Source organism: Kitasatospora sp. NBC_00458, from assembly GCF_036013975.1.
Lineage (GTDB): Bacteria > Actinomycetota > Actinomycetes > Streptomycetales > Streptomycetaceae > Kitasatospora.
The window spans coordinates 7,839,028-7,865,679 of the sequence record NZ_CP107904.1 but is presented as its reverse complement, the minus strand read 5'-3'; the positions used below and the strand labels follow the sequence as shown (position 1 = coordinate 7,865,679).

Annotated in this window: 25 protein-coding genes and 1 pseudogene; 12 read left to right on the top strand and 14 right to left on the bottom strand. The window is 75.2% G+C overall.

From position 1 onward, the window contains the following. Positions 1-33: 33 nt before the first annotated feature. The 3 genes from OG550_RS32140 to OG550_RS32130 all read right to left on the bottom strand — a co-directional run bounded on the left by OG550_RS32140 (position 34) and on the right by OG550_RS32130 (position 3,118). Positions 34-516, bottom strand: coding sequence for a hypothetical protein (locus OG550_RS32140; protein ID WP_327683500.1), 483 nt, complete (start codon positions 514-516; stop codon positions 34-36). 97 nt (positions 517-613) lie between these two features. Continuing rightward, on the bottom strand, positions 614-2,278 hold the full coding sequence (locus OG550_RS32135; RefSeq protein WP_327683498.1) for an FAD-dependent monooxygenase: 1,665 nt from the start codon (positions 2,276-2,278) through the stop codon (positions 614-616). A 276-nt stretch (positions 2,279-2,554) separates the two neighbouring features. After that, a complete protein-coding gene (locus OG550_RS32130) occupies positions 2,555-3,118 on the bottom strand; it encodes an NUDIX hydrolase (RefSeq protein WP_327683496.1) in 564 nt (187 codons plus the stop codon). Positions 3,119-3,457: 339 nt separating this feature from the next. On the opposite strand from OG550_RS32130, the gene OG550_RS32125 reads away from it, so the two are divergent. The 4 genes and pseudogenes from OG550_RS32125 (at position 3,458) to OG550_RS32110 (ending at position 7,819) form a co-directional block, all read left to right on the top strand. After that, positions 3,458-3,649, top strand: a complete 192-nt coding sequence (locus OG550_RS32125; protein ID WP_327683494.1) for a YegP family protein — start codon at positions 3,458-3,460, stop codon at positions 3,647-3,649. Positions 3,650-3,992: 343 nt separating this feature from the next. Then, a pseudogene (locus OG550_RS32120) lies at positions 3,993-5,147 on the top strand (glycosyltransferase family 4 protein); the annotation flags it as partial. A 188-nt stretch (positions 5,148-5,335) separates the two neighbouring features. Next, on the top strand, positions 5,336-6,469 hold the full coding sequence (locus OG550_RS32115) for a glycosyltransferase (RefSeq protein WP_327683492.1): 1,134 nt from the start codon (positions 5,336-5,338) through the stop codon (positions 6,467-6,469). A 354-nt stretch (positions 6,470-6,823) separates the two neighbouring features. Next, positions 6,824-7,819, top strand: a complete 996-nt coding sequence (locus tag OG550_RS32110) for an SGNH/GDSL hydrolase family protein (RefSeq protein WP_327683489.1) — start codon at positions 6,824-6,826, stop codon at positions 7,817-7,819. 989 nt (positions 7,820-8,808) lie between these two features. On the opposite strand, the gene OG550_RS32105 is transcribed toward OG550_RS32110, so the two are convergent. Continuing rightward, positions 8,809-9,963 carry a hypothetical protein gene (locus OG550_RS32105; protein ID WP_327683488.1) on the bottom strand — a complete coding sequence of 385 codons (1,155 nt, stop codon included), beginning with the start codon at positions 9,961-9,963 and terminating at the stop codon, positions 8,809-8,811. 249 nt (positions 9,964-10,212) lie between these two features. Here OG550_RS32105 and OG550_RS32100 point away from each other — a divergent pair, with 249 nt between their 5' ends. Continuing rightward, positions 10,213-11,328, top strand: a complete 1,116-nt coding sequence (locus OG550_RS32100) for an NUDIX hydrolase (protein ID WP_327683486.1) — start codon at positions 10,213-10,215, stop codon at positions 11,326-11,328. 183 nt (positions 11,329-11,511) lie between these two features. Further along, positions 11,512-11,916, top strand: a complete 405-nt coding sequence (locus OG550_RS32095; protein WP_327683484.1) for a DUF6188 family protein — start codon at positions 11,512-11,514, stop codon at positions 11,914-11,916. Positions 11,917-11,988: 72 nt separating this feature from the next. Here the strand turns inward: OG550_RS32095 and OG550_RS32090 are convergent, their stop codons facing one another. From OG550_RS32090 to OG550_RS32070, 5 genes are all read right to left on the bottom strand, one after another. Continuing rightward, complete coding sequence (locus OG550_RS32090) at positions 11,989-12,396, bottom strand: VOC family protein (protein WP_327683482.1); 408 nt, start codon at positions 12,394-12,396, stop codon at positions 11,989-11,991. Positions 12,397-12,556: 160 nt separating this feature from the next. Next, positions 12,557-12,931 carry a hypothetical protein gene (locus OG550_RS32085; RefSeq protein ID WP_327683480.1) on the bottom strand — a complete coding sequence of 125 codons (375 nt, stop codon included), beginning with the start codon at positions 12,929-12,931 and terminating at the stop codon, positions 12,557-12,559. 133 nt (positions 12,932-13,064) lie between these two features. Further along, a complete protein-coding gene (locus tag OG550_RS32080; RefSeq protein ID WP_442906116.1) occupies positions 13,065-13,469 on the bottom strand; it encodes a roadblock/LC7 domain-containing protein in 405 nt (134 codons plus the stop codon). Between the two features lie 82 nt (positions 13,470-13,551). After that, on the bottom strand, positions 13,552-14,880 hold the full coding sequence (locus OG550_RS32075; RefSeq protein WP_327683476.1) for a hypothetical protein: 1,329 nt from the start codon (positions 14,878-14,880) through the stop codon (positions 13,552-13,554). Beyond that, a complete protein-coding gene (locus OG550_RS32070) occupies positions 14,877-15,260 on the bottom strand; it encodes a hypothetical protein (protein ID WP_327683474.1) in 384 nt (127 codons plus the stop codon). Before OG550_RS32070 ends, OG550_RS32075 begins: the two co-directional genes overlap by 4 nt. Before the next feature lie 995 nt (positions 15,261-16,255). On the opposite strand from OG550_RS32070, the gene OG550_RS32065 reads away from it, so the two are divergent. The 3 genes from OG550_RS32065 (at position 16,256) to OG550_RS32055 (ending at position 19,165) form a co-directional block, all read left to right on the top strand. Continuing rightward, positions 16,256-16,708, top strand: coding sequence for an iron chaperone (locus tag OG550_RS32065; RefSeq protein WP_327683473.1), 453 nt, complete (start codon positions 16,256-16,258; stop codon positions 16,706-16,708). Positions 16,709-16,961: 253 nt separating this feature from the next. Continuing rightward, on the top strand, positions 16,962-18,272 hold the full coding sequence (locus OG550_RS32060) for an MFS transporter (protein WP_327683472.1): 1,311 nt from the start codon (positions 16,962-16,964) through the stop codon (positions 18,270-18,272). A 392-nt stretch (positions 18,273-18,664) separates the two neighbouring features. Next, complete coding sequence (locus tag OG550_RS32055) at positions 18,665-19,165, top strand: hypothetical protein (protein ID WP_327683470.1); 501 nt, start codon at positions 18,665-18,667, stop codon at positions 19,163-19,165. 70 nt (positions 19,166-19,235) lie between these two features. Here the strand turns inward: OG550_RS32055 and OG550_RS32050 are convergent, their stop codons facing one another. Beyond that, positions 19,236-19,508, bottom strand: a complete 273-nt coding sequence (locus OG550_RS32050) for a hypothetical protein (protein ID WP_442906115.1) — start codon at positions 19,506-19,508, stop codon at positions 19,236-19,238. 184 nt (positions 19,509-19,692) lie between these two features. On the opposite strand from OG550_RS32050, the gene OG550_RS32045 reads away from it, so the two are divergent. Further along, the gene (locus OG550_RS32045; RefSeq protein WP_327683468.1) at positions 19,693-20,334 is read left to right on the top strand and encodes an alpha-ketoglutarate-dependent dioxygenase AlkB; all 642 of its coding nucleotides are present in this window, start codon (positions 19,693-19,695) and stop codon (positions 20,332-20,334) included. Positions 20,335-20,437: 103 nt separating this feature from the next. Then, the gene (locus OG550_RS32040) at positions 20,438-21,334 is read left to right on the top strand and encodes a VOC family protein (RefSeq protein WP_327683466.1); all 897 of its coding nucleotides are present in this window, start codon (positions 20,438-20,440) and stop codon (positions 21,332-21,334) included. 128 nt (positions 21,335-21,462) lie between these two features. On the opposite strand, the gene OG550_RS32035 is transcribed toward OG550_RS32040, so the two are convergent. From OG550_RS32035 to OG550_RS32020, 4 genes are all read right to left on the bottom strand, one after another. Further along, on the bottom strand, positions 21,463-21,984 hold the full coding sequence (locus OG550_RS32035) for a nucleotidyltransferase domain-containing protein (RefSeq protein WP_327683464.1): 522 nt from the start codon (positions 21,982-21,984) through the stop codon (positions 21,463-21,465). A gap of 99 nt (positions 21,985-22,083) precedes the next feature. Beyond that, positions 22,084-22,932, bottom strand: a complete 849-nt coding sequence (locus OG550_RS32030; RefSeq protein WP_327683462.1) for a carbohydrate ABC transporter permease — start codon at positions 22,930-22,932, stop codon at positions 22,084-22,086. Next, entirely contained in the window at positions 22,929-23,906 is a 978-nt protein-coding gene (locus OG550_RS32025) for a carbohydrate ABC transporter permease (protein WP_327683460.1), read from the bottom strand. The genes OG550_RS32030 and OG550_RS32025 overlap by 4 nt, the downstream gene beginning before the upstream one ends. Before the next feature lie 32 nt (positions 23,907-23,938). Further along, positions 23,939-25,249 (bottom strand): extracellular solute-binding protein, encoded by a 1,311-nt coding sequence (locus OG550_RS32020; protein WP_327683458.1) that lies wholly within the window; start codon positions 25,247-25,249, stop codon positions 23,939-23,941. A gap of 320 nt (positions 25,250-25,569) precedes the next feature. Here OG550_RS32020 and OG550_RS32015 point away from each other — a divergent pair, with 320 nt between their 5' ends. After that, positions 25,570-26,517 (top strand): IclR family transcriptional regulator, encoded by a 948-nt coding sequence (locus OG550_RS32015; protein WP_327683456.1) that lies wholly within the window; start codon positions 25,570-25,572, stop codon positions 26,515-26,517. Positions 26,518-26,652 lie beyond the last annotated feature (135 nt).

Genomic DNA, 26,652 nt, shown 5'->3' with positions numbered 1-26,652 from the left:
CCCACCGCCACCGGCGGCCCGGGGCGGACCTGCTCACGGCCGGTCCGGACACTCGGCCTCCGTCCAGGTCGCCGTCAGGTCACGGCACGTCACGGTGAGCGTCCCCGGGCGGAAGGCGATCTCGTGGGTGCAGCCGACCGGGTGCGGCAGGATCTCGTCCAGGATCACGGTTCCGAGGCCCGCCCGGTCGGGACCGGTGGGGGTCTCGACCTCGAACGCGGCGACTCCCGTGTAGCGGATGACCAGGTCCTCCTCGTGCTTCCGGCAGTTGTGCCGGAACCGGAGTTCGACCACACCGCTCCCGCCGCCGCCCGGTTCACCGGACCGGGCGGGGTCGAGGACCAGGTCCTTCACGCACCGCCTGCCGGGGAAGTCGTAGTGGTCCGCGTCGAGCGCGAACGCACGCGCCCCCTCGGGCAGGGCCCCGGCGAGTGCCGGGAGCCGTTCCAGGTAGGCGGCCGGGCTGATGATCCCGGTCAGCCCTCCCGAGGTCGCGTCGAGGTCGACGTACTGCATCCACGGCCTCCCCCGGCCATCCCCCGCCCATCCGACTGCGCTGCGGGCTGCGGGCATCGTCACACGGCGCGCCACCGCGCCGCCGCCCGTTTTCGCGTCAGGCGGCGCTGCCCGCCGCGCCGGGGGCCGCGAAGGTACGGCGGAGGTGGGCGGCCGGGCCGCCCGGGTCACCGGCCGGCAGGCGGGCGGCCAGGTAGCCGTCCGGGCGGATCAGGAAGGCCGCCCCCTCGTCCGCCGCGTACGCCGCCCGGAACGCCCCGGCGGCGTCCCGGACGAACGGGAGCCGCAGGCCGTCCGGCCTGGCGTCCGCCTCCGGGGCGAGGACGACGTGGACGTCCAGGAGGCCGTGGGCCGCCGAACGCGCGGCGGCCGCCGTCCCGTGCAGGTGCTCCGCCGGTGTCCCGGCGTCCGCGTACAGCAGCAGGGCGTGGCGGGGGCTGCGCAGCAGGTCGAACAGGCGCTGCGGGAAGGCCGTCAGCGGCCGCTCCAGCCCGCCGCAGTCGGGCGCCCGGTCCCCGGCGGCCGGACCCTGCCCGTCGCCGTCGCCGCCCCGGCCTTCGCCGGGCCCGGGCGCGGGCCCGGTCAGCGGCCCGCCCCGGTACCCGAGCAGGAGCTGTGCCTCCCGGAGCAGCACGGTGGTCAGGTCGTCGGGTTCGGCCTCGTAGCCCGCACGGGCGTGCCGCACGGTGCGTCCGACCACTTCCTCCCCCACCGGGTGGCGTTCCGCCTGGTAGCTGTCGAGCAACCCGTCGGCGGCGACCCCGCGCACCGCCAGGGCCAGCTTCCAGGCCAGGTTGTACGCGTCCTGAACGCCGGTGTTCATGCCCTGGGCGCCGGTCGGCGGGTGGATGTGGGCCGCGTCCCCGGCGAGGAACGACCGCCCCTCCCGGTACCGGTCCGCCAGCCGGTGGCTGATCCGGAAGACCGACGACCAGCGCAGCGCCGTCGCCGTGGTGGGCCGCGGCGACAGCCGGTCGAGCACGGCCTGGATGTGCCGCAGCTCCGGGGCGCGGCCGCCTTCGAGACCGTGCGCCACCCCGCCCGCGGGCGGGGTGGCCAGCTCGGGCGGGACGAGCATCGACATCCGGTACCGCCGACGGCCCGGCAGCGGGATGCAGACCAGGATGTCGTCCGTGACGCCGTCGGCGTTCCGGTGGGAGGCGCGCAGGCCGTAGCCCTCGGGGAGGTCCCAGTCGACCTCGACGTCGCCCAGCATGTACTGCTCCGGGAAGGCGTCGCCCGCGAAGGCGATCCCGGCCGCGCGGCGCACCCGGCTGTGCGCGCCGTCGCAGCCGACCACGTACCGGGCGGCCAGCTCACGCGGCCCGTCCGGCGTGGCCAGCGAGACACGGACGTGGTCGTCGCGCTGCTCCAGCTCCAGCACCTCGGTGCCGCGTTCGACGGCCGTCCCGTAGCCGGCGAGGTGGTCGGCGAGCAGCCGCTCCGTGGTGTACTGCGGGAGCGCCGCGAAGCGGTACGGCACGTCGGCGGGCAGGTCGAGTTCGATCCGCGGCCCGGGCTCGCCGTTCACGAAGATCAACTGGCCCAGCATCGGCACGGCCTCGTCCAGGACCTCGCGCACCAGGCCCATGGCGTCCCACACCTCCAGGGTGCGGGGCTGGATGCCGACCGCCTTGGCGTACGGCTGGGCGGCCGGCAGCCGGTCGACGATCCGGCAGTCGACGCCCCGGCGGCGGAGCTCCGCGGCAGCCGTCAACCCGACCGGCCCCGCCCCCACGACCAGTACCTCGGTGTCACCCATGACCACTCCTCGGTGCCGGGAGCACGCGCGTCCGTCCAGTCCAGCCTCCCCCGCCGGCGCGCCGGGCCGCCACTCGTACGGCGGCGCTCCCACCCGGAACCCCCGGCGGCGGCCCGCACCCCGGCCCCGGGGACAGCGCTGCCGACCGGGACGGCCCGCCCCACGCCGACACGGCGCGCACGACCGCCCCCGGGGCCGGTGGGTGCGGACCCACGTCCGCCGAGGCCCCGCTCCCGGTGGCACACCCCACCGGGGAGCCGGCACCTGCCGAGCCGTTCACCCGCCCCCGGCCGCACGGGCGAGCCGGTACGGGCCGAGGTAGAAGGAGAGCGCGGCGTGCGACGGCCCGTCCACGATCTGGCCGCCGGTCAGCAGCCCGACCACCTCGGCCTCCGGCACCCACTCCACCCGGGCCGCCTCGGAGACGTCCTCCGGCTCGCCGATCCGTGTGCAGCCGGTGACGTGGTAGACGTGGAAGTGGGCGTCCGAGATGCCGGACATGGCGTCGTACTCGGTCATCGGCTCCACCCGGCCGGGCCGCCAGCCGGTCTCCTCCTCGACCTCGCGCGCGACGGCGGCGGCCGGGTCCTCGCCCGGATCGGCCCAGCCCGCCGGGACCTCCCAGCCCCAGCGGCCGGTGATGAAGCGATGCCGGAAGATCAGCAGGAACTCGCCGTCGTCGTTGGTGGCGACGGCGCTGGTGGACGCGCGGGGCATGCGGACGACGTGGTGGTCGATGCGGCCCACGCCGGGGACGTCCACGTCGTCGAGCCACAGCTCGACCCAGGACGACCCGTAGACCTGCCGCCGACCGTGGACCTGCCACTCGGAACCCGGCACCGGGCCCTCCTCATGTGCGTGCGGGCTGACGCCCCGACCCTACTCACGCACGACACCGGCTCCCCGGACCGGTCACCCGCCCCCGCGGCGCGACCCGCTGCCGAACCGGCGAGGACCCCCGCCCCGGGCCGGCTCGCCGTCCGCCTCACGGCTCGCCTGCGTCCCCCACTGCCGACATGCCCCCGGAACGGACCCGAAAGGGGGCGCGGATGCACCCCCGCCAAGGCGTCCGTGACCCGTTTGGCGGGGACCCGAATGCTTCATCTGGCAAGCAGCAGAGCCGATTTGGGCCTACGTTGCCGTTCGAGGGGGCTAGCCAGACGAGAGGTGAACACTGCCATGGCAGGAAAGTTCGAGCTGTACACCGACGAGAGCGGCATGCACCGGTTCCGGCTCAAGGCGAGCAACGGCACCGTCGTGGTGACGGGCGACCCGCAGGAGAGCCGGGACGACTGCATCAAGAGCATCGAGTCGATCCGGAAGCTCGCGCCCTACGCCGAGCTGAAGGAGGCGGCCGCCGGGGCGGTCTGAACGCCCCGGTAGGGCCTCTCTTTCGGATGTTGTCGGATCAGCGCGCGGCGTTGGAGTGCGTGCATCGGCGGTGCGGAGGATGGAATCCATGCGGTGGGGGCACCTCCCGGCCGAAGGCTGGGGGCCATCGGCGACTGACGACAAGCCGGCGTGGGGGCACCTCCCGGCCGAAGGCTGGGGGAGCGCGTGCTCCGGCGTCGCGCGCCCGGCAAGATCCGAAAGAGAGGCCCTGGGCCCTCGGCGGGCGGGGATGCGGGTCGGCGGTGCAAATCGCCGACCCGCGTTCGTTTGTTCGACAGATCCCTTTGGCCACGTGCACGCCGGACCCGGACAGAACTCAGGCATGCGTGTCGTCATCGTCACCGAGTCCTTCCCTCCCGAGGTCAACGGCGTCGCCCACAGCGTGCTGCGGACCGCCGAGCACCTGCTCCGCCGGGGGCACCAGCCACTCGTCGTCACCCCGGCGCCCGCGCGCGGCGCCCACAGCCCGTCGCACACCTTCGGCGCCGGCCCGGCCGTGGCCGACATCCCGGTGGTGCGGGTCCCGTCCGTCCCGTTGCCGGGGTACCCACAGGTCCGGATCGCGCTGCCCAGCCGGCAGCTGGCGGCCGCGATTCGGGGGCACCGGCCCGACCTGGTGCACCTGGCCAGCCCGTTCGTACTCGGCGCGCGCGGCGCGCAGGTCGCCGCGCGGCTCGGTCTGCCGGTCGTCGCCGTCTACCAGACCGACCTCGCCGGGTACGCCCACGCCTACCGGGCCGGCCGCGGGCTGGGCGAGGCGGCCGCCTGGCACCGGATCCGCACCGTCCACGGCCTTGCCGCCCGGACGCTCGCGCCGTCCACCCCGGCCGCCCAGGACCTCACCGCGCACGGCGTCAAGCGGGTCCAGCTGTGGCCGCGCGGCGTCGACTCGGCCCGCTTCCACCCGCGCCACCGCGACGAGGCGCTGCACCGGGCGCTCGCACCCGGCGGCGAGGTCCTGGTCGGGTACGTCGGACGGCTCGCGCCCGAGAAGCGGGTCGACCTGCTGGCCCAGGCCTCGACGCTGCCGGGGGTGCGGGTGGTGGTCATCGGCGACGGGCCGTCCGCGCCCGGGCTGAAGGCGTCCATGCCCGGCGCGGTCTTCCTCGGCCGGCGCACCGGGGAGGAGCTGGCCCGGTGCTTCGCGACGCTGGACGTGTTCGTGCACACCGGTCCGCTGGAGACGTTCTGCCAGACCATCCAGGAGGCGATGGCCAGCGGGGTCCCGGTGGTCGGCCCGGCCGCCGGCGGACCGCTGGACCTCGTCGCGCACCGCCGCACCGGTCTGCTGGTCCCGCCCCGGGACGGCGCGGCGGTGGCCCGGGCGGTGGCCGCGCTCGCCGAGGACGCCGGACTGCGGGCCGCGTACGGCAGCGCGGGGCGGTCGGAGGTGACGGCCCGCACCTGGGAGGCGGTCGGCGACATGCTGCTGCGGCACTACGCGGAGGTACTGGCGGAGCACCGCGCGGCGGCAGCGGTTCCTGCGGCGGCTCCGGCTCCAGCTCCGGCTCCGGCTCCGGCTCCGGCTCCCACGGCAGCGGTTCCTGCAGCGGCCCCGACCGCGGCCGGCGCCCCCGGCCCGGACGGCGCGCGCACGGCTCGGGACAGCACGGAGGGCACCGGCCGTGCCGCCGCGGGCACTCCGGTCACGGAGGAGCTGACGGCATGACCGCCGGACCGCTGCGGATCGTCCGGGTGGCGAACTTCGTCACCCCCGTCTCCGGCGGACTGCGGACGGCGCTGCGTCACCTCGGCGCGGGCTACCGGGCCGCCGGGCACACGCCGGTGCTGGTCGTGCCCGGAGAGCGGCGTGCCGTGGAGGAGGACGAGCAGGGGCTGGTGGTCACCCTCCCCGGTCCGGTCCTGCCCGGCAGCGGCGGCTACCGGCTGCTCACGGACCGGCGCGCGGTCGCCGCCGAGCTGGAGCGGCTCGCACCGGACCGGCTGGAGGTCTCCGACCGGACCACCCTGCGCTGGACCGGCGCCTGGGCACGGCGGCACGGCGTCCGCTCGGCGATGGTCTCGCACGAGAGCGCCGCCGGGCTGCTGCGCACCTGGGGCCTGCCCGGCCCGGTCGCCGGCGCGGCGGCCGACCGGCTCAACGGCCGCACCGCCCGGTCCTACGACACGGTGATCTGCACGACGGACTGGGCGGCCGCCGAGTTCCGCCGCCTCGGCGTGCGGAACGTGGCGCGCGCGCCGCTCGGCGTGGACCTCCCCTCCCTGCGCCCGCCGACCCCCGGCGAACGCGCGGAGGAACGGGCGCGGTACGCGGCACCGGGCGAGGTGCTGCTGGTCCTCTGTTCCCGGCTCTCCACCGAGAAGCGCCCCGAGCAGGCGCTCGACGCCCTCGACGAGCTGCGCCTGCGCGGCCGACCCGCCGTCCTCGCAGTGGCCGGCACCGGGCCGCTCCGCTCACGCCTGGCCGCCCGCGCGGCCCGCGAGCGGCTTCGCGTGCACTTCCTCGGTCACCTCGCGGGGCGTGACGCCGTCGCCCGCCTGCTGGGCTGCGCGGACGTGGTGCTCGCCCCCGGGCCGGTGGAGACCTTCGGGCTGGCGGCGATGGAGGCGCTGGCCTGCGGCACCCCGGTGGCGGTCAACCGGTCTTCCGCCCTGCCGGAGCTGGTCGGCCCGGCGGGTGTGGCCGCCGAACCCACAGGCTCGGGGTACGCGGACGCGGTGCACGATCTGCTCGCACGCCCCGAACCGGCCCGGCGCGCCGCCGCCCGCGCCCAGGCCGAACGGTACGGCTGGCCCGCCGCCGTGGCCGCCTTCCTCGCCGCCCACGGCGCGGAGTAGCGGAGGCGGGAGGCACGGGGGCACGGGGCTCCGGCGCAACGGCACTGCGGCGGGGCGGCGCCGTGGCGGCAGGCGGAGCGAGACGTCGGCCCCGCCGACTTCCTGCTCCACGACGGCCCGCGCCCGGCGGTCCGGGCACCCAGGGCAAGCATCACGACGACGACGGGCCCCAGTCGGGTACCGGATCCCGGGCGGCCGCAGGACGGCGCGGGAGGGCGTGGGAAGTCGATCCCGCCGACTTCCCGCTCCGGTGAACGCAGGGACGCACGGACGTAGGAAAGCACGGACGCACGGACGCACGGACGCAGGACGGAACGGCCGGGCCGGAGGGCCCGGGAAGGTGTGGGAGGTGCGATGAACACGATCGCGGCGCTGGACGAGGAAGGCGGCACCCTGTCGGGTGCCACACACGGAGCAGCACGGACGAGTGGACGGCGGACCAGCGAACCGGTGCGGTTCGTGGCGCTCGGGGACTCGCTCACCGAGGGCATCGGCGACCCCATCGCCGACGGGTGGCGCGGCTGGGCGGCCCTGCTCGCCCGGTCGCCGGCCCCGCCGCGGGCGGCGGTGGAGTTCACCAACCTGGCGCGGAGCGGCGCGCTCACGACCGACCTGACGGCCGAGCAGCTGCCGGCGGCCCTCGCGCTGCGCCCGCAGCTGGCAGCCGTGGTGGCCGGCGGCAACGACACCCTGCGGTCCGGCTTCGACGTCGCACGGACCGCGCGGGCCCTCGACACCGTCCTCGGCCGGCTCACGGACGGCGGCGCGCTGGTGCTCACCGCCTGTCTGCCCGACCCGGGCACGCTGCTGCGCCTGCCGGGTCCGCTCGCCCGACCGCTGGCCCGCCGGATGCGCGCGGTGAACACGGTGGTGCACAGCCTCTCCGCCCGCCACGGGGGCGTCCACCTGCACATCGCCGACCTGCCCTGGACGGCCGAACGGCAGTTGCTCAGCGTCGACCGCCTGCATCCCAGCGCCGAGGGTCACCACCTGATCGCCCGCGCCTTCCACGGGCTGCTGGCCGAGGCCGGGCGCCCGCTCGGCCCGGCCCCCGTCCCGGAACCGGTCGAACCGCCGCCGGGCACCCTGGCCGACGTCTGGTGGATGGCCACCCGGGGGACCCGCTGGGTCGTCGACCGCAGCACCGACCTGCTTCCCGGGCTGCTCGCGCTGGCGGCGGTCGAGGGCTGTGCGCGTCTGCGCGGCGGCACGCTCCGGCAGGACGAGCAGATGGCCCGCGCCACCGGCACCGCCCTGGCGGCCCTCGGTACCCCGGGCGCCCTCGCCGCCCCGGGGCCGGAGGTCCGTCCCGCGGAGGGCGGCGAGGGCCGCGTCCCGTCCGGCACCTGAGGCACCGGGGTGCGATCGGCGGCGGTCGCACCTGTCGGTGAGAACGGCGTGTCCCGTCACCGGGCGCGGATTCCGCCGGTCCCGGAAGTCCGCTCCCCCGGCCGCTCCGACCGAGCCGGGCGCCGGTGCTCGCCCCCGTGAAGCCGACGGCCGACGCCTGCGCCGGTCCGGCCGGGGCGTGTCCTGCCGGCCCGGGTCGGACGAGGCCGCGGCGCCCGGGCGCGTGCATCGCCGGCCGGAGGACGGGGGCCGGCGAACCCCTCGCTTCCGCCAGGGGGTTCGGGGAAGGCCGACAGGCGCCGACCGATCCGTTCGAGCCGTGACCAGTCGGCCCACCGCAGGGTGCTCCGACGCCCGGCAACTCGTCCGGGAGACCCTCGAACGCGGCCGCCGGGGCAGCGTCCAGGCCGTCCCCCGCCATGTCGCCTCCCGGCACGGGGGGACCGCCGAACCGGTCGGCGCGCGGACACCGCCGACCCCGGCCGGGTCACCTCCTGGACCGTGCGGCGACCGGCCCCCGCACCGAGCGGCGAGCAGGGCAGGGCAGGGCAGGGCAGGCTACCGGCCGCCAGGATCGCCCGTCCGGACTCGCCGGCCGACGACCTGGAGCGATGCTTCCGCGGCCGCGTGGCCGACCGCCCCGGTGCCCTCCCGCGCGACCGGATCCGCGCGACCGGATCCGCGAGGCCGGACAGGACGCCCCGCACCGACCCCGCTCGTTCACCGGCCTCCCCCGCCAAGGCCTCGACGCCGCTACGGCCGGTCTCGACCGCGGGTGGGGTTCCGGCAAGGCCGAAGGCCGCGTGAACCGTGTCCGAACGCCCGCAGGAACCGTGTGCGCCCGGGCGTCGTTCCGACGTCCGCGCCCCGGGCCCCCACCCGTCCCCGGACCTCCCGCCGGACGACGCGAAACACCGCGACGGAGCGGACCCGGGCCGAACGGTCATCGGGCCGGGCGGACCCAGGCCGGGCGGACCCGGGCAGAACGGTCATCGGAGCGCGGGTTCCGACCGTGAACGCTCCTGAGCCGCCTCCAGGTTCCGCTCCACGTGCCGGATCCGGGCCAGCTCCGGGTAGAGCCTCCGCGCCTTCGCGAGGGCGGCGCGGGCCTGGTCACGGCGGCCGAGCTCCCCCAGCGCCGAGGCCAGCGAGCAGTAGGAGTCGGCCCGCCAGAACGGGGACGGTCCAGCCTCCGCCCACCGTCGGGCGTACCGCGCGGCGACCTCCGGCCGGTGGCTGAGCAGCGCGGCGTCGGCGACCTGGGGGACGATCCGCAGCAGGGCCCGTTCGCTGCCGGCCTGCAGGGCCTCCAGCGCGAAGTCGACCCGGGCGCGCACCTGCTCGCGCGACAGCTCGCCCGCGTCCCCGGCGGCCACGGCCGCGCGGGCCAGGCCCGAGTACGCGACCCCGTGGCAGCAGGCGTCACCGGTCCGCAGGACCTCCCGGGCCTCCTCCTCGGCCTCCGCGTAGCGGCCCTCGGCGAGGAGGACGCCGAGGGCCGTGAGGCTCGCCCCGGCATCCGCAGGCAGGACGTCCAGTGCCTGTCGGGCCTCCCGGACCCGGCCCCGGCAGAGCAGGAGTTCCGCGCGCAGGAGGTCGGGGTGCCAGAGCGGCCCCGTGACCGCGGAGGGGCGGAACGGCAGGAGCACCACGGCCCAGAACGAGGCGACCGGGGTCGCCGGTGAGGCGACCATCCAGCCGACGGCCTGCACCAGCAGCGCCGCCCCGATCCCCCGGACCAGGCCCGGCGAAGCGGACACCAGCCATACCCCGAGCGCCGGCTGCACCACCCACAGGCCGACCGAGGACAGCCAGAGCCGCGACCGCAGCGCCCGCGCGGGGACGAGCACCCAGGTCACCAGGAACTCGGGGGTGGGCAGCCACGCCAGCTGGACCGGCACGCCCCGCACGGTCCCGCTGAACAGCACCCGCCCCCTGCCGTACCGGACGGACGTGATCCGGACGCCGCTGGGCGCCGCGAACAGCAGCGCCCACAGGTCCGGGAGGAGCCTGCCGAGCAGGTAGCCGAGCACGACGCCGACGAGGGCACCGGGCGCCCCGGCGAGGAAGCCGAACAGGACGAGTTGGAGGAGGAGGGCGACGACGAGGAGCTGAGCCAGTGTCCGCCGGAATCGGAGTGTCACGGGCGGCAGCCTCCTGCAGGGTGCGGGCCGGGCGGAAGGGCCGTCACGCACTTGTGATCATCTTCGGCGGGGCGCCGGGCGGACCCGGGCATCCGTCGCGGGTGGACGGTCCGGCGACCGTCGCGGCCGGACGGCCCGGGCCGGACGACCGTGGCGCGCGGTGGCGGGGCCGGGAACCGCGGGGGTGACGGCCGGTGTCACAGTGGGTAGGCGTGCCGGAGTGGCGGCGCAATCGGGGTGGGAGCGCGGATGGTGACGGATCGTTCGGGGCGTGAGGCACTGGCGGCGGCCGGGGTGCTGTTCCCCGACGGGCGGGGAAGGGTCCTGGTGGTCCGGCTCCCGTACGACGCGGAGCACCCGGTGGCCGTGCCGGGCGGCGGCTGGGAGCCGCAGGACCGGTCGCCGCGCGCGACCGCCGTCCGGGAGATCGCCGAGGAGCTGGGGTTCACGCCCCGCCTCGGGCCGCTGGCCTGCCTCGACTGGACGCTCGACCCCTTCCGTCCGCCGATCGCGGCCCACCTGTACTGGGCCGAGCCGCTGACACCGGAGCAGACGGCGGCGATCACGCCGGACCGGGCCGAGGTCGGCGGCTGGGCCTGGCTCACCCCCGAGGAGGCGGCGCACGCACTGCCGCCGCGGCTCTCCCGACGGGTGACGGCGTGCCTGCGGGCACCGCGCTGGGCCGGACCGCTGGAGCTGGAGGACGGCCTGCCCGTGGGACACACCCTCGACCACCTGACGGCGGGGCCGCCGCCCGCGTACACCGGACTGGCGGGTGTCCGGCTGGAGGGGCTGCCGCTCGCGGGCGAGCCGTCCGGAACCGGCACCGCCACCGCTCCCCCGCTGGACCGGGAGACCTACATCGCCACCCGGCCGCGGATCCGGGCCAAGGCGCGGACGCTGTTCACCGACCCGGCGGGCCGGGTGCTGCTGGTGCGGCTGCGCCCGTGGGACGGCCCGGGCGGAGAGGTGCCGTACTGGGTGCTGCCGGGCGGCGGCGTCGAGGCGGACCGGGAACCGCCCCGGGCGGCGGCCGCCCGTGAGGTCCGCGAGGAGCTGGGGTGGGAGTGCGAGCCGGGCCGGCTGCTGGCCCTGGACTGGCTGCCCGGCCGGGAGACGGACCCGGCGGGCACCCGGGACACCGCGGTGCTGGTGTACGTGTTCGACGGCGGCACGGTGACGGAGGAGCGGCTCGCCACGATCGTGCCGGCCGAGGACGAACTGGCCGAATGGCGGTTCTGCGGGCCGGCCGAGGCCCGGGCCCTGCTGTCGGCCTCGTCCTGGGCGCGGACCTCGGCCGCACTGGCCGCCCGAGGGCGGCCGGGCGGACCGGCCGAGCTGGTCGGCGGCCGCCCCGCGCGCTGAGCACCCGGCTCCGGGCGCCCGGACGGGCGTGCCCGGGTGCCGCCGGACGCGAACGGTGACGGCACCGGGCACGGGGCGACGGCCGGAAGACGGCAGGTGGGGGGCGACGGGCCTCGGCCGCACGCGACGGGTGGCGGGGCCGATGACGGGACAGGCCGCAGGCCGCCGGTCCACACTGGTCGCATGCAGAACGGGATCCGCGTACAGCAGGCGATCGAGGACGTGCTGGCCGGCCGCCGGGTGGCGTCGGTCAGCGGCGGCGGACGGCTCGACCTCACCCTCGACGGCCCGGTGACCGTCCGGGTGGCGCACGAGTTCCGGCTCGCCGCGCCCTCGGGGGTGGAGCACTTCTACCCGGAGCTGACCTTCCGCCCGACCGGCGCGCTGCTCCGGCTCGTGGGCCGGGCCGTCGGCGCGGCCCGGGTCACCATGGCGGGCGGTCTGGAACTGGCCTTCGACGGGGGTGGCGCCCTGTCCGTCCCACCGCATGCCCGGCTCGCACCGTGGAGCGTGTTCACGCCCGGGGGCGCGGTCTGCACCTGCCTGCCGGGCGGCGAGGTGGTGTGGTCGGCGGCCGACGCCGGCTGAGCCTGCCGCACGCCCTGGATCGCGGCCTTGATCGCGCCCCGCGCCGGTCGGCCCGGAGCCGTCGGCTGCCCGTCAGCCCTGGGCTGCGGCCGGGTCCATCCAGATCACCTCCCAGAGGTGTCCGTCGAGGTCGGCGAAGGTCCGCCCGTACATGAAGCCGCCCTCGTCGGTGGCCTCGCGCGGCTCGACGGCACCGGCCGCGACCGCCTTGTCCACCAGTGAGTCGACCTCGGCGCGGCTGTCGACACCGAGCGCCAGGATCGTCTGGGCGGTGGCCGCCGTGTCCGGGATCTCCTTGTCGGTGAAGGACTTGAAGAACGGCTCGGTCAGCAGCATCGCGAAGATCGAGTCGCTGATGACCAGACAGCCCGCCTTCTCGTCGGTGAACTTCGGGTTGGCCGCGTACCCGAGCGCGTTGAAGAACCCGATGGACCTGGCGAGGTCCTTCACGGGGAGGTTGACGAAGATCTTGGTCGACAAGGCGGAGCCCCTCTCGTCACGGGCCGTCCTGACGGCCGCTCTGGTGAACGGACGTCAGCCTTGCAGACGGCACTGACAATCGGCCGGGACCCCGCGCCGCGCGTCGCGGGGTCCGTCGCCCGTGCGGGGCCCGGGAGAGGGCCCGGGCCGGACCGGACGGTCAGACCTCCAGGTCCGCCTCGATCTTCGTCAGCTGGTGGCGGGCCATCGCCAGATTGGCCCGGCCCTTGTCCAGGGCCAGGTAGAGGAAGAGGCCGCCGCCGGTGCGGCTGGTGAGCGGGCGGATCAGGTGGTACTGGCTGCTGAGCGTGATGAGGATGTCCTCGATCCCGTCCTTCAGGCCCAGCATGTCCATGGTGCGCATCTTGGCCCGGACCACGTCCGTGTTCCCGGCCGCGGCGACGTTGAGGTCGAGGGAGCCGCCCCCGTCGAGGGTGGCCAGGGCCATCCCGCTGTTGTAGTCGACGAGGGCTGCTCCTATGGCGCCGTCGATCACGGTCAGGGCCTGCTTGAGCGCGCCTGCTGCGTCCGTCATGTCTGTTCTCCGGTTCGGTCGTGGGTTGTCCGGTCGGACTTGGTCGGGGGGATCGGAGGGATCGGGGGGGGTTGGGACGGATGTTCGAGGTCCGGCGGGCCGAGGCGGCCGGCCGGGTGGTGCGCGGTGCGGGTCAGAACACCTCCCGGGACTCCCGCACGTCCTTGGGCGCGAGGGTGTCGTCGAGGAGGGCGGCGATGCGCTTGGCGGAGCGGCGGGCCTCCAGGTTCAGCCGGCCCACGTTCGCGTCCGGGTGGGCGAGGAGGGTGAGGACGCAGCTCCCGCCGGCCGCGTAGGTGGCGACGTAGCCGTGTTCGCCGCGGACCAGCGACTCCCGGAAGTCGCCCTGGCCGGTGCTGTCCGCGAGCCGCTGGGCCAGGCCGAGCGAGGCTGCGGTCATCGCCGCCAGGCCCGAGGGGTCGGCCCCGTGGGTGTCGTGCGCGACCAGCAGGCCGTCCACGCCGGCCACCAGTCCGCCCGCGAGGTGGGGCACCCGGTGCCTGAGAGCGCGGAGTTCGGCGAGCAGCTCGGTCTCCAAGGCGATCAGTTGTCTCCTTCCGACACGCTGCTTGAGCGCCCGCCTCATGGCCGTGAGGGCGGGGTCGCGGGCGGAGAGTGGTTCAAAGTCGGGCCTCCAGAAGGGTTCGGACCCGGATCAGCAGCGCGATGTCCGGATCGGGGGCGGTCAACGGGTGGGCCGCCGCCGGACCAGGTGGTCGGTCGGATCCGGCGGCCGGCGCACCGGCGGCGGCAGTGGCGGACGCGGCGGCGGCAGCGGCGGCGGCAGCGGCAGCGGCTGCCGCACGGGCCGCCGGGGCCAGCGCGGCCAGGGCCGCACCGGGGACGCGCCGGTGGAGCCCACCGGACGCGGGCGGCGCCCCGGCGGCGGCCGGACCTCTCGGCCCGCCCCCGGGAGCCGCGCCCGCCTCCGGCCCGGCCACGGCTCCGGAGCCGTGGCCGGGCTCCGGGCCGGGACCGAGCAGCAGTCCGTCGGCGGCCAGTCGGCGGACGTCCACCATGGTGGCGAACGCCGAGCGGCCGAGCAGCCGGGCCAGCTCCGCCGGGGTTCTTCGGCCGTCCGCGTGGTCGAGCAGGTCGCGTTGGTACCGGCTCGGCGGGCGGATCCGGCGCGCGTGGCGGCCGGGAACGACGAGGCGCTGCGGGGCCGGGCGGACCGGCTCGGTGTCGAGCCGGGGCCACGGCCAGATCCGGTCCAGCAGGAGCCGTCGGCGCTCGACCTCCCGGCGGAGCCGGGGGACGCCGACCCCCGCGACCGGGCCGAGCCAGTGCCGGACGCCCGGCGCGAAGGTCCAGAAGGCGAGGGAGTCCGGGGTGTCGAGGAGGAAGCACGCCGCGTCGTAGAGGGCGCCGAGGTGGCACAGCTCCAGCTCCCCCCGGGTGAGCCTGCCGTGTTCGACCAGGGCCTCCCCGACCCGGGCGTACGGGCCCGACCGGTGGACCTCCTCCCGCCAGGCCTCGGGGGTGAGCCGGCCCGAGGCGGTGAGCACGGTGGCCAGGTCGGGCGTCCGGTCGGACTCGGCGTGGGCGATCAGTCCGTCGACGAGGTAGACCGTGCCCGCGGGGCCGCGCAGGGCGCCGGTGGCGTGTTCCGCGGCCAGCCGTTCGACGGCCGCGCCGGCCGTCCACCCGGGGTGGACGGGAAGGGGGGCGGCGGCGCGAGCGGGAGCGGGAGCGGCCACGGAGCCGGTCTCGGTGGCCCGGCCGAGGCCGCGGGTGGAGCCGGCGCCCGATCCGGTACCGGCGCCGGGAGGAGGGGTCGGGCCGGGGGCGGAACCCCCGTCGGGAGCGGTGCGGGCGGCCGGAACGGAGTCGGAACCGTGGCCGGGCCCGGCTGCCTGGGGCGGCACCGTCGGGCACCCGGCCGGTGGCCGAAAGCCGACGACGGTCCGGGCCGCCACCCCCATGCCGCTCGTCGAGGAGTTCGTCATCCGAGCACCAGTTCCTCGGCGAGCGACTGGAGACGGTAGCGGGCGCCGGCGAGGTTGCCCTCGCTCCGGTCCAGCCAGAGGTGCAGGACGAGCCGGCTGTCGAAGACGGTATCGATGAAGCAAAGGAGGTGGTAACTGCGCCCGGCAGTCACGATGATGTCCTGGAGAGGTGCCTGCCGGTCCTCCGCCCCGGTGAAGGTCGGGCTCTCAACAGCCGCCCGCACCAAGTCGGTTGCCTCCGCGGCCGACGTATCGTGGTCGCCGGTGGGGCTGACTCCGACGCTGCCCAGTGCGAGTCCGCTGCTCCAGTCGATGAGACTGGCGGCACAGGCTCCGGCGATCGCCATCGCCTGGGACAGGCATTCGTCGATACCCGGCACTCGGGCTCCTTCGGAGGGTTCGGGACGGCTTCGGGACGGCTCTGCTGAGGTGGCTTCGGGGGACCGGAAGGCTTCGGGGAGGGTTCCGGACAGCCGGGCGCGCACACCTCCAGGCCGCGCGGCACCGGCCGGACCACCACGACCAGTGGCGGGTTCGACACGGAAGGCTACTGCCCGATCCAGTACGACGAACGTTCCAATGGCATATTCACACCATTGGGGCCTACTTTCAGCCATCCTTTGACGGTCCGTCAGGTCATGGGGGCCCGCAAATCCGCAGCCCGGGAGAGTGGGTGCCCGAAGGGTGGCCGACCCACCTGGAGCCCGACCTTGGCGGGTTGTCGCCGACGCCGATGGGTTTCGGCCGGATCCTGCGATAGGACCGTCCGGGCGAGCGGGCCGAAACCGGGGCCAGGGCCGGGGCCGGGCGGCACAACGACGAAGCGGCCGCTCCCCTGGAGGGGAACGACCGCTTCGGATGGAGCGCCAGGCCCGGGTTGAACGGACTCTCCCTACTGAAAGTAGGACGTGCTCCGGTAGCACCACTGACGCCTGCTCGGGAGGCCGCCCTTCGCTTCGCGAAGATCGTTTCCTCTCGACGGGAAGAACACTAGCAGGACGTCAGGCCTGATCAGAAATCGAACACCCGGCGAACGGCAGCGACCCGTCAGGGCGAACGACGGCGCCCCGCCGAGCGAACGGCACCACCCCGCCGGCGTGCGCTTCGACGCGGTCCCGGCGACCGGCACGATCACCACCCGGGGTTCCCGCGCCCGGCGGTCGGCCCTCGGACGGGCCACGGCCCCACGCCACCGGTCCCCTCGTACGGACCGGGTCGGCACTCCCGCTCCGAACCGCCCCCTGCTCCACCCGGGGACTCCTGGGGCCAAGGTGACCGCGGGGACGCGAAGCTGTCGACGGGTCAGGATATGGTCCCCCCTGATCCCGCACCGGGGATCCCGGCCCACCGAGACCGTCAAGGGGGGAGTTCTGCCATGGGTGACACCGACGGCGGCGCGTACGAGGGGTTCACCGCGGAGGAGCGGGCCGCGATGAAGGAGCACGCCAAGGAGATGAAGGCGGCCTCGCGCCGGGGCTCGCGCGCCGACAAGGCGGCGGAGGCGGAGCGGGACGTCCTCGCGAAGATCGCCGAGATGCCGGACTCCGACCGGGTCATGGCCGAGCGCGTGCACGCCCTCGTCGCCGCCAACGCCCCCGGCCTCGCGCCGAAGCTCTGGTACGGGATGCCCGCCTACGCGCTGGACGGCAAGGTCGTCTGCTTCTTCCAGAGCGCCGAGAAGTTCAAGGCACGGTACGCCACGCTCGGGTTCAGCGACCTCGCGAAGCTGGACGAGGGCACGATGTGGCCGGCCGCCTTCGCGCTGACCGAGGTGACGGCCGAGGCGGAGGCGCAGATCGCCGAGCTCCTGAAGCGCGCGGTGGGCTGAGGGCCGCGCCCGTCCGGCCGGGGGTCCGGGCGGCCTCCTCGCGGCGCCGACCGGGGCGCGACCGGGAGCGCGACCGGCACCGGAGCGCGGGAAGTCGGTGGGCCGACCCGCCCGGGGGCGCAGTCGCCCGTCCGCCGACCCGGCCGCGAACGGGACGGCCCGGACGTCGAGGTCGGATTCACGCCAGACCTACCCCCTGCCCGCTTGGTGGACTTCGTGGTGACACCCACCGCCCACGGACAGGACCTCCGGCATGGCCGACACCGCCCTCCACCCCGCTTCGCGCCCGCCCGGCCGGGGCCCCCGCCGCCCGGACTCCCCCGGGCGGAGCGGTGGCTGGCCCGCCGTACTGGCCGTCACCACGGGCGTGTTCTCCATCGTCACCACGGAGATCCTGCCGATCGGCCTGCTGACCCCGATCGGCGCGACCTTCCGGATCTCCGACGGCACCGCCGGGCTGATGATGACGCTCCCGGGCATCGTCGCCGCCGTCGCCGCACCGGTGGTGACCGTGGCGACCAGGCACGCCGACCGCCGGACGGTGCTCTGCGCCCTGCTGCTGCTCCTGGTCCTGGCGGACCTGCTCAACGCCTTCGCCCCCGCCTACTGGGCCGTGCTGACCGCCCGGGTCACCCTCGGCCTGGTCATCGGGGCCTTCTGGTCGATCGGCTCCGGGCTCGCCGCACGGCTCGTCCCGGAGCACCGGCAGGGCCGGGCCGCCACCCTGTTCTTCACCGCCGTCCCGCTCGGCTCGGTCCTCGGCGTACCGGCGGGCGTGTTCCTCGGATCGCTCGCCGGCTGGCGCGCCGCGTTCCTCGTGATGGCCGTGCTGACCCTGCTGGCCCTGGCCGCCCTGCTGGTGTCGCTTCCGCCCCTCCCTCCGCCGACCGCCACCGGCCTGGGCGTGCTGCGCGGGCTGCTGGCCGGCCGGGGCACCCGGACCGGCCTCGCCGTGACCTTCCTGATCGTGCTGGCCCACTTCGGCAGCTACACCTACGTCACCCCGTTCCTCGCGGCCACCACCCACGCCGGCCCCGGCCTGGTCACCGGCCTCCTGCTCGCGTACGGCGCCGCCGGACTGCTCGGCAACGTGCTCGCCGGCGGGCGCGCGGCGGGCGCCCTCCGTCCGGTCTTCGGCACGGCCGCCGTGCTGCTCGCCGCCTCGACCCTGCTGCTGCCCCTGCTCGGCACCGGCGGTCCGGGCGCCGCCGTCCTGCTGATGCTCTGGGGCGCGGCGTACGGCGCCGTGCCGGTCTGCTCCCTCACCTGGTTCCTCTCCGCGGCCCCGCACGCCCCGGAGGCGGCCGGTGTGCTGTTCACCTCGTCCTTCCAGGCGACCCTGTCGATCGGCGCCCTGACCGGCGGCCTCGTGGTGGACCGCTCCTCCCCCTCCACCGTGATGGTGCTGGGAGGCGTCGTCGCCCTCCTCGCCGCCGCCACCGTGCTGGGGTACGGCCACCGGGTCCGGCCCGAGCCGGCGGCCGGCCCGGGGCCCGGGGCCGCCCCTGGCGCCGAACGGGCGCGCCCCGACCGGGCACGCCGCCGGCCCCCGGAGACGCGGTAGTCGTCACCTGCGGGCGGTGCTCGCGCTCTCCGTCACCTGCCGCCAGGGGTGCGTCCCGCCGACGGCGGGACGGGCAGCGTCGGACTCGCGTGGACAGCGCGATCCCGCAGGCCCCTCATGAGCGTGGACGGCGGCACCTCAGGTGACGGGTGCATCGAGCGCCGGCGGGGCCTTCGGGTGAATCTGGCGGGCGTTCGAGTGAGGGTCGTGACCACGCGGACGGCCCAGCCGCACGAGGTCCGCAGGCGACTGATCCGCTTGCGCCCCAAGGAGAAGCGGCTGCCTCAGCCACCGTCGGAGAGGGCACCTGCGGGCACCTCGCCAGCCGGCCCCGGTGTGCTCGACTACCCCCCGATGCGGGCAGAGAGCCCGCCGTGTCCGAGGAGGACTCCATGCACCATGCCCTGCGCACCAAGCGCACGCTCGCCCTCGTCCTGGCCGGGACGGCGTTCGGCGCGGCCGCCGCGTTCAGTGCGCCGGCCCTGGCGGACGGGCAGAACCCGGGCGGAGCCCACCACCGGGCCGTGTCGATCCCGTGGGTCACCATCAGCAGCAGCGGGTACACCACCGCCCAGGGCGGAGTCCCTCAGGAGCTGGGCAACTCCTTCGGCACCCGGACCGCACTCCTCGACCAGTACGGCGAGAACACCATCGGCACGATCTACTCCACCTGCAGCAAGGTCGAGGCCGGCCCCGACCAGCTGTACTGCACCAGCCTGCTCAAGTACGGCCCGGAGAAGCAGGTCACGCTGTCCGTGGTCGTTCCCCTCGGTGATGGGGCCGCCAAGGAGTTCGACGGCACGATCACCGGTGGCAACTACGCCTACGAGGGTGTCACCGGTGTCGCCCACTTCACGCTCAAGAACGGCAACTACGAGGTGACCTTCCCCTGAGCCGCGGCCCCCCGGTGCCCCGCACGCCTGCTGACTTCGGTTGGTCAGGAGGCGTGCGGCGCGTCGAGGGTCAGGCTGGTACCCGCTGTGAAGCGTCGAGGGTGCCGGGTCGGTACTGCAGGCACAGCATCAGCTCGGAGGCGCCCTGCTCGCCGAGGCGGGTCAGACCGGAGTGGCGGTACTCGTGCAGGTCCCGGCCGGTGCCCGGCTCCGTGTGCGCGGTGTGCGGGTCGAGCAGTGCGCGGGCGGCTTGGCCGTAGGAGAGACGGGCCAGGCCGGTGTCGGGGCGGACGTCCCGGGCGGAAAGCACCTTGCCGGATGCCGCCAGGTCGGAGCAGGCCACGCACGCGCTGCCGTCGCGACACCCGCTTCACGTCGGCACGGCTCGGCCGTGGCCACGACGGTGACGGTTACCGCGAGCAGGTGACACCTATCGCGTTTCGGCACAGCGGGTGAGGTGCGGTGCCGGGCGGGCCATCGCTCGACAATATTCGAGCACCTGTTCGATATCGGCGTACGCTGGACCCATGCACGGCACCCTCCCGCTCCAACCCTCCCTGTTCGACGACACCGGCCCGGCCGGGATCTCGCTCGGACCGCTGGCGGGCGTCCGGCGCACGGTGCTGGGCGCGGGCGCCTGGGTCGACCTGCTGCCGGGGTGGCTGCGCGGGGCGGACCAGCTGTTCGAACGGCTGGCCGCCGAGGTGCCCTGGCGGGCGGAGCGGCGCGAGATGTACGAGCGGACCGTCGACGTGCCCCGGCTGCTCGCCTCCTACCGGGAGGAGGACGAGCCGCCGCACCCGGTGCTCGGGGAGGCCCGGGCGGCGCTCGGCGCGCACTACGCGGCCGAGCTGGGCGAACCGTTCAGCACCCTGGGGCTCTGCTACTACCGGGACGGGCGGGACAGCGTGGCCTGGCACGGTGACCGGATCGGGCGCGGCGCGCGCGAGGACACCATGGTGGCGATCGTCTCGACCGGGGAACCGCGGGCGCTGCTGCTGCGCCCGCGGGGCGGTGGCGGCCCGGTGGTGCGGTACCCGGTCGGGCACGGGGACCTGCTGGTGATGGGCGGCTCGTGCCAGCGGACCTGGGAACACGCCGTACCGAAGACGGCCCGGCCGGTGGGACCGCGGATCAGCGTCCAGTTCCGGCCGCGCGGGGTGCTCTGACCGGTACGGGTGCCCGGCCGGGTCCCGCCCGGTTTGCCGGCTGCCGGGCGGGGGCGGAGGCTGGCCACGGGGCGCGGGTGGTCCCGGCGGCGAGGAGGCCGGCATGCCGAAGGCGGACAGGTACCGCGAGGGCGTCCCCTGCTGGGTGGAGCTGGGCGCGGCGGACCTCCCCCGGGCCCGCGCGTTCTACGGCGGCCTGTTCGGGTGGGAGTTCGTCGGGCTGCCCGGCTACACGGTGGCGACGCTGCGCGGGGCGCAGGTCGCGGGCCTGGTGGCGCGGCCGTCGGACGGGGCCCGGGCGTGGACCACGTACCTCGCGGTGGCGGACGTCGGACGGGCGGCCGAGCGGGTGCGGACGGCCGGCGGGCGGATCCTCCGGGAGCCGTTCGAGGTGCCCGAGCAGGGGTGGGCGGCGGTCGCGGCCGACCCGGGCGGGGCGGTGTTCGGGCTCCGGTGCGGACTGCTCTGGCAGGGCGCGGGCCTCGTCGACGAGCCGTCCGCGTTCAGCTGGAGCGAGCTCCTCTCCCCCGAGCCGGACACGGCCCGGGACTTCTACCGGCGGGTCTTCGGGTACGAGTACGCGACGGGCGCGGACGGCGGCACGGTGTTCCGGGTCGGCGGAGCCGTGGCAGGCGGGATCGGCCGGGCCCCGACGGCGGAGGCGGGCACGGCGACGGGCACGGGTACGGATACGGGTACCGGTACGGGTGCGATCGCGGGTACCGCCACCCCGGCGGCCACCCCGGCGGCCGCGGACGCGGGAACGGACCGGGGAGCCCCGGACAGGCACGGCCGGGCGGCTGCCCCGTCCGCCTGGGGCGTCCACTTCGGCGCCGCCGACACCGACCGCGCCACCGAGCGGGTGCGCGAGCTGGGCGGCGTGGTGGCGGCCGCACCGGCGCCGACCCCGTTCGGGCGGCGGGCCGTGGTCCGGGACGACGGCGGGGCGGAGTTCACGCTGATCGGCGTCCCGTCGACGGAGACCCCTCCGGCCGCCTGAGACGCCGCGTGCGGCCCGGCCGGCACCGGACGACCCGGCTCGCACACACCCGGCCCGCACGCACCCGGGCCGCACGGCATCCGGCCCGCACGCACCCGGGCCGGCTGTCGACCCGCAGTCGCCACGGCTCAGCCGAGGGCCGCCCGCAACCGGGCGATGTCCTCGGCGTCCTTGGCCCGCCGGGGCCGGCGCGGGTCCCAGACCGGCATCATCCGCTTGATCTCGATCTGCGCCCCGGGGCCGACCACCGGGCACTCCACCCCGCCGAGCCGCCCGACCGGGCCGTCCAGCAGCCCCTCCGGCCAGGCCGTCCCGGCCCACGGGCCGCCGGCGACCAGCACCCGGCCGTCCGGCAGCGGCTCGACCAGCGCGAAGGAGGACTCCAGGCCGTCCCTGACGAAGTCGAGCTGCTGCTCCGGGGGCGCACCCTCCAGCGGACGGTGGCCGAGCCCGCGCAGACCCGCCGCGAGCGCGGGGGCGTCGGCGGCCGCGGCGAACCAGTCGATGTCCTCGTGGTCGCGGGTGAGCTCCCCGAGGAAGAAGTCCACCGCCCAGCCGCCGCGCAGCCAGACGCGAATGCCGAGACGGCGGGCCAGGCCCACCGTCTCGGCGATCTGGGCGAGTTGCCCGTCGGCGCGTTCCCGGTTCATGGACCCCACCTCCATGACCGGGACGCTACACCCGCCTCAGCTCCTCCACCGCGGTATTTCCCCCTGCACGAGGGACGCGGGGTCCAGGGGCCGGGACCCCTAGTCCTTCACGGCGCCGGCCAGACCGGAGACCAGCTTGCGCTGCACCGCGATGAAGAAGATCAGCACCGGCACGGTCATCAGCGTCGAGGCCGCCATGATGCCGCCCCAGTCGTTCTCGTCCGGCTTGAAGAAGACCAGCAGCGCGGAGGGGAGGGTCTGGTTCTCGGTCGCGCTGATGATGAAGGTCTTGGCGAAGACGAAGTCGTTCCAGGCCGCGATGAAGGAGAACACGCTGGTCGCGGCCAGGCCCGGGGCGACCAGCGGCAGCAGGATCCGCCACAGGATCCGGGACCGGCTGGCGCCGTCGATCTGCGCGGCCTCCTCGATGGAGACCGGTACGGCGGCGACGAAGCCGCGCATCATCCAGATCCCGAAGGGCAGTGAGAACGCCAGCTGCACCAGGATCAGCGAGGCCAGGGTGTTGAGACCGACGCCCGGCGCGAGCCGGCCCGCGTCGCGGAACATGAAGAACAGCGGGATGGTCAGCGCCTCGACCGGGATCATCTGGGCGATCAGGAACATCACCATGATGGTGGTGCGGAACCTGAACCTGAACCTGGTCACCGCGACCGCCGCGAGGAAGACCACCAGCGCCGACAGCACCACCACGGACAGCGCGATGACCAGGCTGTTGAGGAAGTACCGGCCGAACCCGTCGACGCTGAGCACCTGGCGGAAGCTCTCCAGCGTCGGGTGGGCGGTCCACGGCCGGGGGTCGAGCGACTGGACCTCGCCCTTCGGCTTGAAGGCGGAGAGCACCATCCAGAAGATCGGGAAGGCGGTGACCGCGGCCACCAGGAGGGCGATGGAGTTGGCGGCGAGCCGCCGGCGGCTACGGGTGTTCACAGTTCATTCCCCGTCCGTCGCAGCGAGCGGATGTAGAGGACCGTCGGGATCACCAGGATCAGCAGCATGATGACGCCGATGGCCGCACCGAGTCCGTACTGGGAGGAGGCGAACGCCTTCTGGTAGGCGTACACGTTGAGCACGAGGTTCTGCCCGGCGATCCCGCCGCCCTCGGTCATCACGTAGATCTGGGTGAAGACCTTGAAGTCCCAGATGACCGACTGGATGACCACGATGGTCAGGATCGGCCGGAGCATCGGGGCGGTGATCCGGCGGAAGGTGGCCCAGGTGCCGGCGCCGTCCAGCGCCGCGGCCTCCAGGACCTCGCTCGGGATCGCCCTGATGCCCGCGTAGAGCGTCACCATGACGAACGGGAAGGAGTGCCAGACCACCACGGCGCCCACGATGAGGAACGCGGTCCACTTGTCGTAGAACCAGTTGAACTCGTGGAAGCCGTTCAGCCCGATGCTCACCAGGGTCTTGTTGACCAGGCCGAGGTTGGTGTCGAAGAGGAAGCTCCACACCGTCGAACCGGTCATCGCCGGCGCCGCCCAGGCCGCCATGGCGGCGGTGGTCAGCACCAGCCGGGAGACCCGGCCCACCCTGGTCAGCAGGACGGCGAGGGTGGCGCCGACCGCCAGGGTGGCGACCACGCAGAACGCGGCGAAGCCGATCGTCTGCGTCAGCACCGACCAGAACTGCCCGTCGCCGAGGATCTTCCGGTAGTTGCCGAGGCCGACGAAGCTGGTCGGCACACCGCCGGAGGCCTGGGCCTGTCCGAAGTCCAGCACCGACAGCAGGCCGAGCTGGTAGATCGGGTAGGCCACCAGCGGGATCATGATGATCGCGGCCGGGAGCAGGAGCAGCAGCGGGGGGCGGCGCCGGCCGCGCGGGGGCGCGGCCGGGCCGGTGCCCCGGCGCCGCCCGCTCGGGGAGGGCGGCGCCGCCGGGGCGGTCGTGGTGGGTGCTGACACGTGCGGGACCTTTTCTCTCGCGGGGCCGGCGATCAGTGGGCCGCGAAGGCCGAGGTGATCTGCGTGGCGGCGTCTCCCGACGCCTTCGCCACGTCCGCCTTTCCGGTGACGACCTGCTGGAGCATCGTCGGGATGACGGCCTGCGCGTCGATCTGCGCCCATCCCTGGTGCAGCGGCACGAACTTGGTGCCGGCGGCGATGGTGTCGGTGAACGGCTTCAGGAAGGCGTCCTTGGCGGTGACCTTGCCGTTGACCGACTTCAGCGTCGGCAGGTTGCCCATCGCGTCGTACATCTGCTCCTGGTACGCGGGGCTCGCCAGCAGTTCGGCGAACTCGACGGCCAGGGTGCGGTGCTTGGCCGCCTTCATCACGCCGAGGTTGTTGCCGCCGGCGAAGGCCGGGGCGATCGAACCGGCCTTCTCCCCGGGCAGCGGGACGACCCCGTACTTGCCGTTGACCGGGCCGGCGTCGACCTTGCTGCGGCTGGAGTTGGGCAGGATCGCCATCGCGGACTTGCCGGCCGCGAAGAGGTCGACGGTCTTGCCGCCGGTGAGGTCGGCGCACTGCTGGGCCGGGCAGCCGTTCTCGCCGAAGAGGTCGGTGTAGCGCTTGATGCCGGCCTGCGAGGCGGCCGAGTCGATCGCGGGCTTGTACGTGCCGCCGTCCTTGGTGGCGATGTCGCCGCCCGCGTCCCAGACGAAGGGGAGCGCGCCGAAGGTGTACTTGCCGCCGACCGCGATGCCGAAGGTGTCCGGGTGGGCGGCGTGGATCTTCTGGGTGGCGGCGACCAGTTCGGCGTAGGAGGTCGGGGCCGCGAGCCCGGCCTCGGTGAACAGGTCGGTGCGGAAGTAGAGCGCCCGTACGGCGACCCACCAGGGCAGGCCGTAGGTCTTGCCGTCGAGCACCGCCGTCTTGGCGATCGCCGGGTCGAGGTCGCCCTTCTCCTTCCACTTGTCGAGGTCGGCGCCGATCTCGGCGAGGCCGCCGGCCGCGACGTAGCCCGGGAGGTCGGTGTTGCCGAACTCGACCAGGTCAGGAGCGCTGTTGGGGTCGTTGAACGCGCCCTTCATCTTGGCGGCGCGGGCCGAGGCGTCGGTGTCGATGTAGCTGACGTTGACGGTGACGCCCTGGTGGGAGGCCTGGAACTCGGCGACCGCCTTGCCGACCACCGCTTCCTTCGCGGCGTTGCCGGCCTCGTTGTACAGCCAGACCTGCAGGGTGCCGGTCTTGTCGTCGCCCGCCTTGTCGCCGGCCGGCAGTGCGGTGCCGGGCGAACAGGCGGCCGCCGCGAGACAGGTGGCGGCGAGGACGGTGGCCGCGGCGGTCAGTCTGACGATTCGCATGGGTGGAGACCTCCCCTCCCGACAGCTGCCGCCGAGACGTGCGCCGCTGGGGACGAGCACGTCGAAGCAGGCCCTGACCGGGGCCGATGGTGGGTGCGTGAACGCATTGATGTGGGGGTACGGCAGAGCGACCGCTCGGGTGGGCTGCGTCGCCTGCTCGATGCCACGGACGTTAGGCGCGGGCGCTCGCGGCCAACAAGAGGCCGTTCGGGAAGTTTTGCAATGCACAACGCTGTATCGAAAACGCGGTAACCGTGGTGCGAGGGGGTACGGTTCGACAACCGCCGCAGTCGGTGGCGGAACGAGAGGGGAACGGACCGATGACGGAGAAGGCGGTCGGCGCGGCCGGCAGCGCGGGCCCGGCGGGCGGCGCGACCGCGGACACCGCGGCGGACGCCCCGGCGGGCGGCACCGCCGAAGCCCCCGCGGGCGGCCCGGCCGGCGCCCCGGCGGACGGCTCCGGGAAGCCCGGGAAGCCCAGGAAGACCACGGGCGAGCGCAACCAGTCGTCCTCCCTGCGCCGCGCGCTCTCCGTCCTCGGCTACGTCCGCGACCACGGCGACGGCCGCGGCGTCCCGCTCGCCCAGCTCGCCGAGGCGCTCGACCTCAACAAGTCGACGGTCCTGCGGCTGACCGGACCGCTCCTCGACGAGCACCTCCTCGACCGCGACCGGGAGACCGGCTGGTTCCGGCTCGGCCACGGCTCGCTCCGGCTCGGCCAGGCCTACCTCTCCACCCTCGACCTGCGCAGCGTCGCCGCCGAGCACCTGCGCCGGCTCCAGCGCGAGGCGGGCGAGACCGTCCACCTCACCGTCTGGCAGGCACCCGGCATCGTCTACCTCGACAAGGTCGAGGACGAGACCAACGTCCGGATGGCCTCCCGGGTCGGCAGCCGCGCCCCCGCCTACTGCACCGCCACCGGAAAGGCGATCCTCGCCTGGCTGCCCGAGGAGGCCGTCACCGAGGTCGTCGCCGCCGGCCTGCGCCCGGTCACCGCGTGGACCATCTCCGACGAGACCCACCTGCGCGCCGACCTCGCCCGGATCCGCGCCCGCGGCTACTCGATCGACGACCGCGAGAACGAGCCCGAGGTCCGCTGCGTCGCCGCCCCGATCTTCGACCACACCGGCGAGGTGACCGCCGCCCTCTCGGTCTCCGGCCTCACCTCCCGGATGACCGCCGCCCGCGTCCGCGCGCTCGGCCCGGTCGTCGCCCAGGTCGGCCTGCGCATCTCCCGCGAACTCGGCTCCGACCGGCCGGTCGCCTGACGGGCCGCCCGACACCGGCCGCCGGCCGGGAGCACCCGCTCCCGCACGGGCCCGGAAACGCGGACGGGGCCCGGCACCTTCTCAGGTACCGGACCCCGTCCGACTTGGAGCGCCAGGCCCGGGTCGCACGGACTC

Excerpts from the sequence above, each read along its gene's own strand:
- OG550_RS32085 (WP_327683480.1), bottom strand. The coding sequence starts at position 12,931 with ATGACGGACGCAGCAGGCGCGCTCAAGCAGGCCCTGACCGTGATCGAC.
- OG550_RS32015 (WP_327683456.1), top strand. The coding sequence starts at position 25,570 with ATGACGGAGAAGGCGGTCGGCGCGGCCGGCAGCGCGGGCCCGGCGGGC.
- OG550_RS32075 (WP_327683476.1), bottom strand. The coding sequence starts at position 14,880 with ATGACGAACTCCTCGACGAGCGGCATGGGGGTGGCGGCCCGGACCGTC.
- OG550_RS32115 (WP_327683492.1), top strand. The coding sequence starts at position 5,336 with ATGACCGCCGGACCGCTGCGGATCGTCCGGGTGGCGAACTTCGTCACC.
- OG550_RS32125 (WP_327683494.1), top strand. The coding sequence starts at position 3,458 with ATGGCAGGAAAGTTCGAGCTGTACACCGACGAGAGCGGCATGCACCGG.
- OG550_RS32020 (WP_327683458.1), bottom strand. The coding sequence starts at position 25,249 with ATGCGAATCGTCAGACTGACCGCCGCGGCCACCGTCCTCGCCGCCACC.
- OG550_RS32095 (WP_327683484.1), top strand. The coding sequence starts at position 11,512 with ATGCAGAACGGGATCCGCGTACAGCAGGCGATCGAGGACGTGCTGGCC.
- OG550_RS32140 (WP_327683500.1), bottom strand. The coding sequence starts at position 516 with ATGCAGTACGTCGACCTCGACGCGACCTCGGGAGGGCTGACCGGGATC.
- OG550_RS32110 (WP_327683489.1), top strand. The coding sequence starts at position 6,824 with ATGAACACGATCGCGGCGCTGGACGAGGAAGGCGGCACCCTGTCGGGT.
- OG550_RS32055 (WP_327683470.1), top strand. The coding sequence starts at position 18,665 with ATGCACCATGCCCTGCGCACCAAGCGCACGCTCGCCCTCGTCCTGGCC.
- OG550_RS32040 (WP_327683466.1), top strand. The coding sequence starts at position 20,438 with ATGCCGAAGGCGGACAGGTACCGCGAGGGCGTCCCCTGCTGGGTGGAG.
- OG550_RS32135 (WP_327683498.1), bottom strand. The coding sequence starts at position 2,278 with ATGGGTGACACCGAGGTACTGGTCGTGGGGGCGGGGCCGGTCGGGTTG.
- OG550_RS32060 (WP_327683472.1), top strand. The coding sequence starts at position 16,962 with ATGGCCGACACCGCCCTCCACCCCGCTTCGCGCCCGCCCGGCCGGGGC.
- OG550_RS32100 (WP_327683486.1), top strand. The coding sequence starts at position 10,213 with ATGGTGACGGATCGTTCGGGGCGTGAGGCACTGGCGGCGGCCGGGGTG.
- OG550_RS32035 (WP_327683464.1), bottom strand. The coding sequence starts at position 21,984 with ATGAACCGGGAACGCGCCGACGGGCAACTCGCCCAGATCGCCGAGACG.
- OG550_RS32065 (WP_327683473.1), top strand. The coding sequence starts at position 16,256 with ATGGGTGACACCGACGGCGGCGCGTACGAGGGGTTCACCGCGGAGGAG.
- OG550_RS32045 (WP_327683468.1), top strand. The coding sequence starts at position 19,693 with ATGCACGGCACCCTCCCGCTCCAACCCTCCCTGTTCGACGACACCGGC.